Genomic DNA, 14,512 nt, shown 5'->3' on the forward strand with positions numbered 1-14,512 from the left:
CAACTCTGCATGGTTCTGGCACTAATTTCAAGACAAAATTAACACTGCATTTCAACAGAAAACTAAATTCAAGTGGGAGAACAATAGCAAACCTGACAATATGTCAGGTTAATTTGATAAAAAGTGTGCGTTATATTTTTGCAAGCGAGCAGCACCCATTTCACCGTTCAAAATGATCCCAAGGGCCGGTGATTGCCAAGGTTTTAGTAGGCGAATACACATTAACAAACAGCGTTTTACCGTCTGGAGAAAAACAGGCTCCGGCAAGTTCTGTTTGCGCGGTTAAACGCGCAAAGTTGTATACGTCTCCCTGTGGTGTTACACCGCGTAAATGGTTATCCACAATGGCTGTATACTGGTCTTCGCACACAATTAAGTGGCCATTAGGTGCAACGGTTAAGTTGTCGCCAAAATTAAATAACGACTTATCGACACTTTCCAAAAACAACTGAATTTGACCCGGTACCGCCTGTTCTTTGTCTGTTCCTTCAAAGGGGGAAGGTTGGTACTTCATCACTTGGCCCAGCTGTTTTTTACCGCCATTGGTACAGCAGAAATAGAGCTCTTTGTCACCCCAATGTATTCCTTCACCTCGGGCAAAAAGTGCAGCACCTTGGGCATAACCACGCAGTCTTAAATCATCTTTTGGACTTTCAGGCTCAGTTAAATCAACCCATTCAACGTCCATATTCACTTGCAACGCCATGGCTGCATCGATCCAATTTCGGCTATCAAATTGAGGTTTTCGCTTTACTGCCATAGCTTGAAGTTTACCGCCTTTATTCAGCTTACCGGTTTGGTTAGGAATAAAACGGTAAAACAGGCTATCGCCTCTATCTTCGGTCAAATAAACAATACCTGTGCGAGGGTCAACCGCAGCCGCCTCATGATTAAAGCGGCCCATTGCAACTATAGGTTCAGCATTAACCAACCCTTTAGCGGTGGCCGGTACTTCAAAAATAAAACCGTGTGGCTTGGCAAAACCATCACTTTCATTGAGGACACTTTCTTCGCAAGTAAGCCAGCTGCCCCATGGCGTAATACCACCAGAGCAATTACGCATAGTGCCGCAAAGGCTTAAAAACTCCTGCTCACGTTTTTGCGTTTTTACATTATAAATAATGTGGCTGGTGCCGCCCGGCAAAGCAACGCCATCATCAAAGGCGTCATAAGCTAATGGCGTTCTATGTGACTGAATACTCGCTGACGCTCTTTTAATGTTATCCGGCGATAACTCATGGTTTCGAATAAGCGCTACCCGGTCATCATCAAGAGCAATACACCCCATACCATCCGCTTTATCTGGCACATCAAGTCCGTCATTCATTTTATCACCAAGCTGTGAAATAACCTGGTAACTAAAGCCAGCCGGTAAGTCGAGTAAGTTTTTAGCATCCGCTATTAAGGGGCCATAAGCGGGAACTGTATTCGTCACTCCCGTTAAGGATACTTTACCAAATGCGCTGCGTGTAAGCCCCATAAACGCAAGCGTACCTGCGCTAAAAATAAACTGTCGTCTTGAAAACATAGCTGACTCTACAAAAATTAAGATTGCAATAACAAGCATTGAGTATAGAGCAAAGCGTTAAAAAAAAGCCGCATAACACGGCCAAACCCCACAATTACCACGTGAAACCCAATACTAGCATTCTGGTATGCTTAAGCCTTATTGCTGCAAATTATTCGCTTTTAATCGTGGCTTGCCAGTTCACGGCCTGCCACTTACCACTGCGCTTTACAAAGGTGCCACTGTTTAAGTAGCGCTGAGTCTCAGTTTCAGACTTACCCACCAGAGTAAACGCTACAATTGCAACGTCGCCGTATTGCATAATACGCACATCTTCACTGCCGTAAACCGTTTCAATATCTTCTGGTTTTAATACCCCACTACTAGTGACGCCTTTCATTAACTCGGCTTTGCCAAAGCGGGTGCCGCGTGAGCTGGTATAGATCAGCTCATCGGCCCAGTATTTATCGTGAATTGCCGGGTCGTTACGCGTAGCGCCGTCTAAAAACTCGGCCAGTAGTGCGCTAAGTTCAGCCTTATCATCTGCCAGAACCAAGGTGGGTGTAAAAAGCAGCGCGCTAAGTAAAAAATAGTTTTTCATTATACGTTTCCTGTGGTTATAAATAATGTAAATGTATCTTTTATATACACTAATTATCATCTTTGGCAATTCTGCATAACCGTATGTGTGATAAACGAGTATTAAAAAAGGCGCCATAGCGCCTTTTATAATATCAATAGCCTCCGCTTACATGCTGATGCCGCCATCAATTTCCACTACCCGGCCGGTGAAGAAATCGTTTTCAAAGATGTATTTGGCGGTATGAGCTATTTCACTGGCCTCGCCTAAGCGCCCTACCGGCTTCATTTTTTCCAAGCGATCACGCGCTTCAGGCTTCATGGCATCAGTCATCGCGGTGCGGATAACACCCGGCGCAATTGCGCCCACGCGGATACCGAAGCGACCTAGTTCACGTGCCCAGGTTACGGTCATAGCAACAACACCGGCCTTAGAGGCGGCGTAATTGGTTTGCCCCATATTACCGCCACGGGCGACGCTGGACATATTGATGATAACGCCTTTAGTGCCACGTTTAACCATAATGGCAGCAGCTTCGCGGCCACACAGGAACACACCGGTTAAGTTAACATCGATAACTGACTGGAACTGCGCCAGCGACATCTTGCTTTGCAACGCGCCGTCTTTGTATTTCAGCAATAAGCCGTCACGCAATATACCGGCATTGTTAATCAGGCCATCAATGCCGTTAAAATCACTGTCGATTTGGGCGAAGGTGCTTTCTACCTGTTCTTCATTAGCCACGTTGGCAATGTAAGTATGTACTGTGGTGTTAGTGCCAAGTTCAGCTTTCGCCGCAGCTAACTGGTCGGCATTCATATCGATTAAGGCCAGCTTGGCACCTTCTGCTGCACACATGCGGGCCATTTCCAGACCTAAGCCTTGTGCTCCGCCAGTTATAACGATGGTTTTGTTTTGCAGGTTCATTTTTCTACCTTAATTTACAAGTATTGTTCTGCACCGCCAGCCGCTGCGTACATTTTTCGTCGGACACGACGTAAATACTTCCCTATAGGCTCCTCTTTTTCATCCATGAAAAAGACGGTCCGCCAAAAAAGTACATCCGCGTCTGTCTTTGAAGTAACGCCCGGCGGCGTAAAAAAGCCGCAGTAGCCGCGTGACTTCACTACTTAACCAATTACTTCTTTTCAAACAGTTTAAAAATACTGGAAAAATCCAGTTTGCCATTGCCGGCACGCTGGTGCGCCACATACAGGCTGCGCGCCAGTGCGCCCATTGGAGTGCTGCTACTACTTTGCAGCGCAGACTCCAGTGCTAAGCCTAAATCTTTCGCCATTAAGTCGACCATAAAGCCGCCCTGATAACCGTTTGATGATGGCACATTGGGCATAACGTCCGGGCATGGGTTGTACAATTCCAATGTCCAGTTGCGGCCTGAACTTTTTAGCATAATATCCGACAGCACTTTTGGATCTAAGCCGTTATCAACACCCATTTGCAACGCTTCTGAGGTGCCAACCATTAAAATACTCAGCAGCATATTATTACAAATCTTTGCTACCTGACCTGCACCAACATCACCTGCGTGAAACAGGTTTTTGCCCATATTACCCAGAACAGTTTTCGCACGGTCAAAATGCTCAGCATCGCCACCGATAATAAAGGTTAAAGTACCCGCCTTTGCACCGCCCACACCACCGGATACCGGCGCGTCGATAAAGGCAATGCCTTGTTCCGCTAAACCCGCGCCTACTTTGCGTGCGCTGTCTGCATCAATGGTAGAGCAATCAATGACCAGTGCTTCTTTGCTGATATTGCCTGCTACACCCTGCTCGCCCAGATATAAGCCGATGACATGCTTACCGGCCGGCAGCATGGAAATCACAAACTCCGCGCCTGTTACGGCCTCTGCTGCTGTAGCAGCAACCACTGCGCCTTCAGCTTTGACCTGTGCCAGTGCCGCCGCTGATAAATCAAACGCCGTAACGGCGTGCCCGGCTTTAACCAGATTGATGGCCATAGGGCCACCCATATTTCCCAAACCAATAAATGCAACCTTAGCCATGATATTTTCCTAATCAGTTATCCAGTTGACCCAGTTCGCGCAGCGGGTGCTCGTTTGCCGCCCATGGCGATGTAAACAGCTCGTCAATAATGCTTTGCGGCACGTCGCTCACTGTTTTGTACTGCCAGTTGGGTGTTAAATCTTTATCCATCAACAGCGCACGCACGCCTTCGGTAAATTCGCCCAGCTTCCCACATTGCACACTTAAGCCAAGTTCTAAACGGAAACTGTCAGCCAGAATTTTACTCTGCCCCAGTTTTAGCAGTTCAAACACAATATGAGCGGTAATTGGGCTGCCATAATCCAATGAAGCTTTGGCTTTGACCAGCCATTTATCATCGCCTGGCATAGCGTTAATAGCGGCAATAACATCAGCTAAACTACTGTGCTTAGCCAGCATTTCAATTTCAGTTTGATGCGGGCGAATTTGGCTTAACGGCATCTGCGTGCGGCACTGATCTTCTTCGCTACGTAGTGCATCGCTTAACTTCTGATGATTAAGCGCAACGGTATCGCCCCATTTAATCTGCAACAGCTTTTCCACTAATGCGTCTTTGCGCTCATGCAGCAAAAAGTTGTCTGCTAAGCCGATAAACTTTGCATCAGCTGCATTAATTGACGCACCAGTAAGCCCCAGAAACAAACCGCAACCAGCAGGCATGCGATTTAAGAACCAGCTGGCACCTACATCAGGATACAAACCAATAGCCATCTCAGGCATGGCTATGCGGCTGCTGACATTAACGACACGATGCGACGCTCCGGCCATTAACCCCAGACCACCGCCCATTACGATGCCATTACCCCACACCAAAACCGGTTTACCAAAGGTGTGGATTAAGTAATCCAGTGTGTATTCTTTGGTAAAAAACTCTTCGACATAGGGCGCATATTCACCAGGTTTATCCAGCATGGCTTTGTATAAATCGCGGATATCACCACCGGCACAAAATGCTTTTTCGCCACTGCCCTGCAGCAAAACCATGCTGATGCTGTTATCGGCTTGCCAGCTGGCCAATTTAGGCAGAAGCGATTCAACCATTGGCAAACTAAGTGCGTTTAATGACTTTTCTGAATTTAACGTGGCTATACCAATTTTCTTCCCGTTTTGCGCGGTCAGTTCCTGATACATCACGACATCATTTTGTCCGTCCATTAGCCGTTTACCCATTTTGCTTTGCGTTTTTCTAAAAACGCCTGCACACCTTCAACCTGATCTTTGGTATCAAACAAACTAACAAACAGCTCTCGCTCTAATGGCAAGGCACTTTGAATGCTGCCACTGCGACCTTGCTGAATCAGCTTTTTACAGGCGGTAACCGACGATGGGCTTTGTTCAGCGGCTTTATCTGCAAGTGCCAGCGCACTTTCCAACGCCATCCCAGTTGCAACAACCTCTTCAACTAGGCCAATTTGTTGTGCTTTTTCAGCATTTAACCGCTCGCCGCATAGGATCATACGCTTAGCCCAGCCCTCGCCAACCAACCACGCCAGATTTTGTGTACCACCGGCACAAGGTAGTAAACCTACTTTAGCTTCAGGCAGCGCCATTTGAGCTTGCTGTTCGGCAATGCGAATATCACAGGCCAATGCAACTTCAAGGCCGCCGCCCATAGCGTAACCATTAATTGCGGCGATAGACACGCCACTAAAAGCGCTTAAGGTTTCAAAGGCTTCACCGAAAATACGTGCCATATTGCTGGCCACTGCTTTATCGCCATCAGCAAACAACTTTAAATCAGCGCCGGCAGAGAAAAACTTATCACCCTCACCAGTGAGCACCAACGCGTAGATATTTTTATCAGCATCAAGGCTTTTTACCGCGTCACGCAGTTGCGTTAATGTTTCAGCCGTCCAGGTATTGGCAGGCGGATTTGACATGGTAATAAGCGCCGTGTGGCCGCGTTTTTCGAGTTTTAATTGAGCCATTTTGTCTCCTTTTACAGAATCTCGCCTGCGGCTTCATCCAGTAAACGCCGGCCGATAATCAGCCGCATAATTTCGTTGGTGCCTTCCAAAATTTGGTGCACACGCACATCACGGAAATGCCGCTCTAATGGGTACTCTTTAATGTAGCCATAACCGCCATGCAGTTGCAGCGCCTGGTCGCATACCTGAAAACCCACATCAGTAGCAAAACGTTTTGCCATAGCGCAATAGGCCGTGGCTTCACTATCTTTTTGATCTAGTTTAAACGCGGCTAAACGCACTAACTGCCGAGCCGCAACCAGTTCAGTGGCCATATCCGCTAACTTAAACTGTAGCGCTTGAAATGCTGCCAGTGGCTTACCAAATTGCTGACGCTCCAACATATAATTGCGTGCGGTATTCAGTGCCTGCTGTGCAGTACCGATAGAGCAAGTGGCAATATTGATACGACCGCCGTCCAAGCCTTTCATCGCGAAACTAAAACCTTCACCTTCGTTACCTAACAGGTAATGTGCCGGAATACGCACCTCCTCAAAGGTAATAAGCCGGGTAGGCTGTGCATTCCAGCCCATTTTCTCTTCGGCTTTGCCGTAAATTACGCCTTTGGCGTCTGCCGGTACAATAAACGCAGAAATGCCTTTTGGCCCGGCTTCACCGGTTCGCGCCATAACGACTAACACTTCGGTTTCGCCTGCGCCTGAGATAAACATTTTCGAGCCGTTTAACACGTACTCATTGCCATCTTTTTTCGCGCTGGTACGCAAGCCTGCTGCGTCTGAACCCGAACCCGGCTCAGTTAAACAGTAAGACGCCAGTTTCTGGCCTGTTACTAAATGTTCAACCCATTCTGCTTTGGCATCACTGGTGCCCCAGTTGGCTATCATCCAGGTGGCCATATTGTGAATGGTCAGCATAGCGGTGGTGGCCGTACAGCCCATCGAAAGCTGTTCGAAAATAATTGAGGAGTCTAACCGCGACAAACCCATGCCGCCGTCTTCTTCGGGCGTATACAATGAGCAAAAACCCAGCTCACCGGCTTTTTGAATGACGTCTTTAGGAAAGTGATGCTCACGATCCCACTGCGCGGCATGTGGCGCCAATTCTTGTTCGGCGAATTGTTTGGCTACATCAACAAAGGCTTGTTGGTCTTCTGTTAAATTGAAATTCATAGTTAATCCTGTTTCTTCAATCGGCTTTGTTGCTTGCGTACGTCGCCGTATTAACCGTTTTGAACCTGCATCAGATACTGACAGCAACGCGGAACCGGAACAACTAAGCAGACGATCAAAAGCGAATTTGGGAGAAATTCGCGGGTCTGCGTGTTGTTACGGTGGAAGCGGTTGCCTGCAGCGGGCAGCGAGGAACACACTTTACACACTGACACGCCGTAAACCGTCCCTGGGGCTCTATTCCGGCCATCCATGGCCTCCAACGGTCAGTTTAGTAAAGTCTGCTCCTCACCCTGTTCCGTTAACGCAAGTTAATCGACATATTCGGGCCTGACACCGGAATATCGTCGTCAAACCAGCGCGCTGTAATGGTTTTCGTCTCTGTATAAAACCGTACTGCCTGCTTACCGTAGGCGTGCTGATCACCATAGAACGAGCCTTTCCAGCCAGTAAATGAAAAGAATGGCAGAGGCACCGGAATAGGAATGTTAATACCCACCTGCCCCACTTCAACCTGATGCTGATACTTACGTGCCGCAGCACCGCTGGCGGTAAAGATAGAGGTACCATTGCCGTACGGGCTGTCGTTGACTACTTTTAATGCTTCATCCAGTGAGGCAACATGCATTGTTGTTAACACCGGACCGAAAATTTCCTGCTTATAAATTTCCATGTCGGTAGTCACGTTCGAGAACACCGTTGGGCCAACCCAGTTACCGTTCGGGTAACCGTCAACTTTGACACCTGAACCATCCAGCACACAGGTTGCGCCTTCTTTCTTACCTTGCTCAATTAACGACAACACGCGCGCACGCGCCTGTGGGCTAATTTGCGGGCCGTATGCAGCGTCAGGGTCGGTATAAACACCCGGGCGTACTTTGCTAATAGCTGCGGCAACTTCTGGGATCCAGTCAGCTGCTGCGCCAACAAATACTGCAACAGAAATTGCCATACAGCGCTGTCCCGCAGCACCCACTGATGCACCAACCAACGCGTTAACGACTTGTTGCTTATTGGCATCCGGCATAATTACCATGTGGTTTTTCGCACCGGCAAAAGCTTGCACGCGTTTTAAGTTATCAGTACCGGTTTTATAAATGTACTGACCCACATTAACCGAGCCAACGAATGAAATGGCTTTAATGTCCGGGTGATGCAAAATGGCATCAACCTGCTCTTTAGCACCGTGTACTACCTGCAACACACCTTTTGGTGCGCCAGCTTGCACAAACAGCTCGGCAATTTTGTTTACCGTCATTGGATCTTGCTCAGACGGTTTTAAAATAAAGGTATTACCGCAAGCGATTGCCATTGGGAACATCCACAGTGGGATCATCGCCGGGAAGTTAAACGGGGTAATACCCGCACATACACCCAGTGGCTGAATGTAGCTGTAGGTATCAATGCTGCGTGCTACGTTTTCTACCGTCTCACCCATCATTAATGACGGAATATTCGCTGCCTGCTCTACCACTTCTATACCGCGCCACACATCGCCTTTAGCATCTTCAACGGTTTTACCCAGTTCACGGCAGATAATGTCGGCAATTTCGCCCTGATGCTCTTTCAACAGGTGAGCAAAACGCATCATTAAACGGGCGCGCTCTGATACCGGCACTTCTTTCCACGTTAAAAAGGCGGCTTTGGCTGATTCAATGGCACGTTCCATTTCCGCTGGTGTAGCACACGCTACCTGAGCAATCACATCTTGTGTTGCCGGGTTGGTAACAGCGATCAGTTTGTCACCTGTTGGTGCGACAAACTCGCCGTCAATAAAATGCTTAACCTGTTGTGTCATGTTGCTTCTCCCGATTGTTTGGGTATGCCGCCAGCTTGTTGTATGTCTAATTATCAATCTATGCTGGCGAGCTTCTAATATGTTTGGCCGGACTATCCAGCCAAAGCGGAACCGGAACAACTAAGCAGACGATCAAAAGCGAGGATGGGAGATCCGAGCGGGTCTGCGTGTTGTTACGGTGGAAGCGTCGGCTTACACCGTTCTCCGGTTCCCGGCTACGTTGCTATCGCACATTTAACACGCTCGCCCGTTCGCCGCTCCCCGGCTCACTCTTGATCGCTCGCTAAGTTAAATCTGCTTCGCACGAAGCCTGATTCTTCTTTACTATAAAACTTCTACTGCCAGCGCTACGGCTTCACCGCCACCGATACACAGTGAGGCCACACCTTTGCTTAAACCGCGGTTACGCAGCGCATGAATCAGAGTAACCAGAATACGCGCTCCTGAAGCACCGATAGGATGCCCCAGCGCACAGGCGCCGCCATTCACGTTTACTTTGCTCTCGTCTAAACCCAGCTCGTTAATAGCCAGCATAGTAACCATGGCAAAAGCTTCGTTAATTTCCCACAGATCTACCTGCTGTTTATCCCAGCCAGCTTTTTGCAGCACTTTTTGCATCGCGCCAACCGGGGCAACAGTAAACAGTGCCGGCTCCATTGAGTTAGTGGCATGTGCCACCACGCGCGCTAACGGCTTAGCACCCTGCGCTTTGGCATCGCTTTCGCGCATCAATACCAGCGCAGCTGCGCCGTCAGAAATAGAGCTGGAGTTAGCCGCCGTAATAGTGCCGTCTTTGGCAAAGGCCGGCCGTAGCGATGGAATTTTGTCGATCTTGGCATTGCCTGGCTGCTCATCTACCGAAAAAGTCATTTCACCTTTACGGGTTTGAAACGTTACAGGGGAAATCTCGTTTTTAAAGGCACCGCTGCTAATCGCTTGCTGGGCGCGGGTGGTAGATTGCACCGCAAAGGCATCCATCTGCTCGCGGGTAATGCCTTTTTCATCTGCAGTACCCTGTGCAAAACAGCCCATGGCTTTACCATCGTAGGCGTTTTCCAGGCCATCTAACATCATGTGATCTTTAATTTCGCCGTGCCCCATACGATAACCGGCACGGGCCTTTGGCAAAATGTATGGCGCGTTAGTCATCGACTCCATGCCACCTGCAACCACAACGTCTGCACTGCCCGCTTTTAATAAATCACTGGCCAACATCACCGCTTTTAAGCCTGAGCCACACACTTTATTAATAGTGGTTGCGCCAGCAGTCAAAGGCAGACCGGCTTTTAACGTAGCTTGACGAGCTGGGGCCTGACCCAATCCGGCAGGCAATACATTACCCATAATGACTTCGCTAACCTTGTCACCGCTGATCCCGGCCTGTTCAATTGCCGCTTTTATCGCAGTCGCGCCCAATACGGTTGCATCCACATCAGACAAACCGCCCATGAAACCACCCATGGCAGTGCGCTTAGCAGCAACGATTACAATATTGTCAGAAGCCATAACATCTCCAAAAAATCTGTCGGCGAAAAAAGTTGCTCCAGAGCCTACACCAAATTTACGTTTACGCCAACGTCAACTACCTAACACTATGGTAGGGTGCGATACGTTTGGTTCATTTATTTGTACAGTTTTACCAGCGCTAACTGGCATTTTTGCTTTACAAAGTGATAAAAAATGCGTCGTCGCTGGCTGCAATACCAAGGCAACAGCTTTACCTTTACGTAAACTTCACCTATATTGACTGCGTTTTCGGGGATGGCGGTTATGACAGAAAAAGAAGAAAAAACATACAGTATCAGCGAACTGGCCAAAGAGTTTGATATTACCACGCGTAGTATCCGCTTTTATGAAGATCAGGGGCTGATAACGCCTTTACGTAACGGCCAAACCCGTATTTATAGTAAACGTGACCGAGTGCGGCTAAAGCTTATTTTACGCGGTAAACGCTTAGGTTTTAGTTTGGCAGAAACCGGTCAGCTGTTCGAACTTTATGACGCTGATAAGAGCAGTGTTACCCAATTAAATACCATGCTGAAGTTGATAGAGCATAAAAAAGCCGAGCTGCATCAGCAACTGGACGACATCAAAGTGGTGTTAATGGAGCTGGTAACGGTGGAGAAACGTTGCCGCGATACTTTAACAGACGCCAAACAACATAAAACCGGTCTGAATTAATACAGCACCGGTTAGAAGACATAGCAAACGGGGATTGACACAATGATAAGCAGTTATAAAGGGCTTAATTTCGATTTAGGTGAAACCGTTGATATGATTCGTGAGCAGGTTAACGCCTTCGCCCGTGATGAAATTGCACCGCGTGCCGCACAAATTGATGAAGTAAACGAATTCCCAAATGATTTATGGCGTAAATTCGGTGACTTAGGGCTATTAGGCATTACTGTCGATGAAAAATACGGTGGCTCAGGCTTAGGCTACGTAGAACACGTAGTGGCGCTGGAAGAAATAAGCCGTGCCTCAGCCTCTGTAGGCTTATCGTATGGAGCGCATTCTAACCTGTGCGTTAATCAGATTTTCCGCAACGGTACCGAAGAGCAAAAACTTAAGTATTTGCCAAAATTGTGTTCTGGCGAGCATATTGGTGCACTGGCGATGAGCGAACCCAACGCCGGTTCAGACGTGGTTAGCATGAAGCTGCGCGCTGAAAAGCAAGGCGATAAGTACATTTTAAACGGCAACAAAATGTGGATCACCAACGGTCCTGACGCTCACACCTATGTTATTTATGCCAAAACCGATATTAATGCCGGCAGCAAAGGTATTACCGCTTTTATTGTTGAACGTGGCTTTAAAGGTTTTAGTACCGCACAAAAACTGGACAAGCTGGGGATGCGCGGCTCTAACACCTGCGAATTGGTTTTTGAAGACTGCGAAGTTCCGGCAGAAAACGTGCTAGGCCAGGTTGGCGGTGGCGTTAAAGTATTAATGAGTGGCCTGGACTACGAGCGTGTCGTGCTGGCCGCTGGACCACTGGGCATTATGCAAGCCTGTATGGATGTGGTAGTGCCTTATATCCATGACCGTAAGCAGTTTGGCCAAGCCATTGGTGAATTCCAGCTTGTACAGGGCAAACTGGCCGATATGTACACCCAGATGAATGCCGCTAAATCTTACGTTTACACCGTAGCTAAAGCCTGTGACCGTGGCGAAACCACCCGTAAAGATGCAGCAGCCGTTATTCTGTATTCGGCGGAGCTGGCAACTAAAATGGCCTTGGATGCCATTCAGTTACTCGGCGGTAATGGCTACATTAACGAGTATCCTACCGGACGCTTACTGCGGGATGCCAAGCTGTATGAAATTGGCGCTGGCACCTCGGAAATCCGCCGTATGCTGATTGGCCGGGAATTGTTTACTGAATCAAATTAGCATAAAAAGCACTTCAGACCGGACTACGGTGTAAGCCTGTGCTTCCACCCTAACAACACGCAGACCCGCGAATTTCTCCCAAATTCGCTCTTGATCGTCTGCTTAGTTGTTCCGGTTCTGCGCCGGTCAGATATTCCGGCAAGTGTTTGAAATACGGACGAGGCGAAGCGCGGAGCAGATTTAACGTAGCGAGCGATCAAGAGCGAGGATGGGAGATCCGAGCGGGCGAGCGTGTTAAATGTGCGGAAGCAGCGAAGCCGTTGGCTCTCACTTGTGGCACAAAAGGTAACTTAAGTGACCAGAATCACCTCAAAAATCAATCCTCGCTCTGAGGACTTCCAAAAAAACGCCGCGGCCATGCAAGCGGTTGTTGATGATCTTAATAGCAAAGTACAACAAATTAAACTCGGTGGTGGCGAAGCGTTAATCGCACGTCATACCTCGCGTGGAAAACTGTTTGTTCGTGACCGTATTCAAAAACTACTCGATCCGGGCTCACCGTTTTTAGAAGTTGGCCAGTTTGCCGGTTGGGAATGCTACGACGACTACGTACCAAGCGCCGGTGTTGTTGCCGGCATTGGCCGTGTTAGTGGTGTTGAGTGCATGATTGTCGCCAACGACGCCACGGTAAAAGGCGGCACCTATTACCCGCTTACTGTGAAAAAACATTTGCGCGCACAGGAAATTGCCGAGCGCTGTCACCTGCCCTGTATTTATTTAGTCGATTCTGGCGGCGCTAACCTGCCACGTCAGGACGATGTGTTCCCCGACAAACTGCACTTTGGCCGCATCTTCTTTAACCAGGCCAATATGTCGGCCAAAGGTATTCCGCAAATTGCCGTGGTAATGGGGTTATGTACGGCAGGCGGTGCTTACGTACCGGCAATGGCAGATGAAAGCATTATTGTAAAAGATCAGGGCACTATTTTCCTTGCTGGCCCACCGCTGGTTAAAGCTGCTACGGGTGAAGAAGTTTCTGCTGAAGAGCTTGGTGGTGCTGATGTGCACTGTAAAATCTCCGGTGTTGCCGATCACTACGCCATGAACGATGAACATGCGCTGCAACTGGCACGCAATGCCGTATCGCGGTTAAATCGCCCCGCGCCGCAAGTGATGGATGTTAAAACACCGCAAGAACCTCTGTATGACGCCAAAGAGTTATACGGCATAGTCGGCACGGATTTGCGTAAGCCGTTTGATGTAAAAGAAGTAATAGCCAGAATTGTCGATAACTCTGATTTTGATGAGTTTAAACAATACTACGGTGCAACCTTGGTCTGCGGCTTTGCACGCATTTTCGGCTATCCGGTAGGTATCGTCGCAAATAACGGGATTTTATTCTCTGAATCTGCACAAAAAGGTGCGCACTTTATTGAGTTGTGTGCGCAGCGTAAAATTCCTCTGCTGTTTTTGCAAAACATCACCGGCTTTATGGTAGGTAAAAAATACGAAGCCGAAGGTATCGCTAAACACGGTGCAAAAATGGTGATGGCAGTAAGCTGTGCCAAGGTACCGAAATTTACCGTACTTATTGGTGGTAGCTATGGCGCAGGCAACTACGGCATGTGTGGCCGCGCCTATGACCCAACAATGATGTGGATGTGGCCAAATGCACGCATTTCAGTAATGGGTGGTGAACAAGCTGCTGGCGTAATGGCGCAGGTTACCAAAGACGGGCTGGCCCGTAAGGGGGAAACCTTGTCAGCAGACGCTGAGCAAGCGCTGAAAAAACCGATTATCGAGCAGTATGAAAAGCAGGGACACCCCTACTACGCCAGCGGCCGCTTGTGGGACGATGGCATTATTGATCCGGCACAAACGCGGATGACTGTAGGCTTGGCGTTGGCTGCTGCATTAAATGCACCCATTGAAGAGACGAAGTTTGGTGTGTTTAGGATGTAATGCGCAGTGCTGCTGAAATAGCACGCAATTGCTGCGTGTTTTTTTTCTGTGACACGCCATAAACCGTCCCTAGGGCTCGGTTCCGGCCATCCATGGCCTTCAACGGTCTCAGAAAAAAACACATCCGCACTTGCTGGTTCAGCGGTAAAGGCAAGCGCGCAGTACACTTTGACCAGAACCGTGTTTTTCAAGGACGAAAAACACGAGC

General features: G+C 48.5%; 12 protein-coding genes. 3 read left to right on the forward strand and 9 right to left on the reverse strand.

The window, feature by feature from the left end; all coding sequences use genetic code 11:
• Window positions 1-160: 160 nt before the first annotated feature.
• From H595_RS0101215 to H595_RS0101255, 9 genes are all read right to left on the reverse strand, one after another.
• A complete protein-coding gene (locus H595_RS0101215; RefSeq protein ID WP_027669537.1) occupies window positions 161-1,528 on the reverse strand; it encodes an alkaline phosphatase PhoX in 1,368 nt (455 codons plus the stop codon).
• A 151-nt stretch (window positions 1,529-1,679) separates the two neighbouring features.
• Window positions 1,680-2,108 (reverse strand): nuclear transport factor 2 family protein, encoded by a 429-nt coding sequence (locus H595_RS0101220; RefSeq protein WP_027669538.1) that lies wholly within the window; start codon window positions 2,106-2,108, stop codon window positions 1,680-1,682.
• Window positions 2,109-2,255: 147 nt separating this feature from the next.
• Complete coding sequence (locus H595_RS0101225) at window positions 2,256-3,014, reverse strand: SDR family oxidoreductase (RefSeq protein WP_027669539.1); 759 nt, start codon at window positions 3,012-3,014, stop codon at window positions 2,256-2,258.
• Window positions 3,015-3,225: 211 nt separating this feature from the next.
• The gene (mmsB, locus tag H595_RS0101230; RefSeq protein ID WP_027669540.1) at window positions 3,226-4,113 is read right to left on the reverse strand and encodes a 3-hydroxyisobutyrate dehydrogenase; all 888 of its coding nucleotides are present in this window, start codon (window positions 4,111-4,113) and stop codon (window positions 3,226-3,228) included.
• A 13-nt stretch (window positions 4,114-4,126) separates the two neighbouring features.
• Window positions 4,127-5,284: an enoyl-CoA hydratase/isomerase family protein gene (locus H595_RS0101235; RefSeq protein WP_240474806.1), complete on the reverse strand. Its 1,158-nt coding sequence runs from the start codon at window positions 5,282-5,284 to the stop codon at window positions 4,127-4,129.
• Entirely contained in the window at window positions 5,269-6,042 is a 774-nt protein-coding gene (locus H595_RS0101240; protein ID WP_027669542.1) for an enoyl-CoA hydratase, read from the reverse strand. Before H595_RS0101240 ends, H595_RS0101235 begins: the two co-directional genes overlap by 16 nt.
• An 11-nt stretch (window positions 6,043-6,053) precedes the next feature.
• Entirely contained in the window at window positions 6,054-7,211 is a 1,158-nt protein-coding gene (locus H595_RS0101245) for an acyl-CoA dehydrogenase family protein (RefSeq protein WP_027669543.1), read from the reverse strand.
• A gap of 301 nt (window positions 7,212-7,512) precedes the next feature.
• The gene (locus H595_RS0101250; RefSeq protein WP_027669544.1) at window positions 7,513-9,009 is read right to left on the reverse strand and encodes a CoA-acylating methylmalonate-semialdehyde dehydrogenase; all 1,497 of its coding nucleotides are present in this window, start codon (window positions 9,007-9,009) and stop codon (window positions 7,513-7,515) included.
• A 324-nt stretch (window positions 9,010-9,333) separates the two neighbouring features.
• Window positions 9,334-10,515: a thiolase family protein gene (locus H595_RS0101255; protein ID WP_027669545.1), complete on the reverse strand. Its 1,182-nt coding sequence runs from the start codon at window positions 10,513-10,515 to the stop codon at window positions 9,334-9,336.
• Window positions 10,516-10,779: 264 nt separating this feature from the next.
• On the opposite strand from H595_RS0101255, the gene H595_RS0101260 reads away from it, so the two are divergent.
• From H595_RS0101260 to H595_RS0101270, 3 genes are all read left to right on the forward strand, one after another.
• Entirely contained in the window at window positions 10,780-11,190 is a 411-nt protein-coding gene (locus H595_RS0101260; protein WP_027669546.1) for a MerR family transcriptional regulator, read from the forward strand.
• Window positions 11,191-11,232: 42 nt separating this feature from the next.
• Window positions 11,233-12,402 carry an isovaleryl-CoA dehydrogenase gene (locus H595_RS0101265; protein ID WP_027669547.1) on the forward strand — a complete coding sequence of 390 codons (1,170 nt, stop codon included), beginning with the start codon at window positions 11,233-11,235 and terminating at the stop codon, window positions 12,400-12,402.
• 294 nt (window positions 12,403-12,696) lie between these two features.
• Window positions 12,697-14,304: a carboxyl transferase domain-containing protein gene (locus H595_RS0101270; protein ID WP_027669548.1), complete on the forward strand. Its 1,608-nt coding sequence runs from the start codon at window positions 12,697-12,699 to the stop codon at window positions 14,302-14,304.
• The last annotated feature ends 208 nt before the right edge of the window (window positions 14,305-14,512 follow it).

This window comes from Rheinheimera baltica DSM 14885, assembly GCF_000425345.1.
GTDB classification, from domain to species: Bacteria; Pseudomonadota; Gammaproteobacteria; order Enterobacterales; family Alteromonadaceae; genus Alishewanella; species Alishewanella baltica.

Bases quoted from the DNA above. Each gene is read 5' to 3' on its own strand.
- H595_RS0101265 (WP_027669547.1), top strand. From the start codon at position 11,233: ATGATAAGCAGTTATAAAGGGCTTAATTTCGATTTAGGTGAAACCGTT.
- H595_RS0101240 (WP_027669542.1), bottom strand. From the start codon at position 6,042: ATGGCTCAATTAAAACTCGAAAAACGCGGCCACACGGCGCTTATTACC.
- H595_RS0101245 (WP_027669543.1), bottom strand. From the start codon at position 7,211: ATGAATTTCAATTTAACAGAAGACCAACAAGCCTTTGTTGATGTAGCC.
- H595_RS0101255 (WP_027669545.1), bottom strand. From the start codon at position 10,515: ATGGCTTCTGACAATATTGTAATCGTTGCTGCTAAGCGCACTGCCATG.
- H595_RS0101250 (WP_027669544.1), bottom strand. From the start codon at position 9,009: ATGACACAACAGGTTAAGCATTTTATTGACGGCGAGTTTGTCGCACCA.
- H595_RS0101215 (WP_027669537.1), bottom strand. From the start codon at position 1,528: ATGTTTTCAAGACGACAGTTTATTTTTAGCGCAGGTACGCTTGCGTTT.
- H595_RS0101260 (WP_027669546.1), top strand. From the start codon at position 10,780: ATGACAGAAAAAGAAGAAAAAACATACAGTATCAGCGAACTGGCCAAA.
- H595_RS0101220 (WP_027669538.1), bottom strand. From the start codon at position 2,108: ATGAAAAACTATTTTTTACTTAGCGCGCTGCTTTTTACACCCACCTTG.
- H595_RS0101225 (WP_027669539.1), bottom strand. From the start codon at position 3,014: ATGAACCTGCAAAACAAAACCATCGTTATAACTGGCGGAGCACAAGGC.
- H595_RS0101235 (WP_240474806.1), bottom strand. From the start codon at position 5,284: ATGGGTAAACGGCTAATGGACGGACAAAATGATGTCGTGATGTATCAG.
- mmsB (WP_027669540.1), bottom strand. From the start codon at position 4,113: ATGGCTAAGGTTGCATTTATTGGTTTGGGAAATATGGGTGGCCCTATG.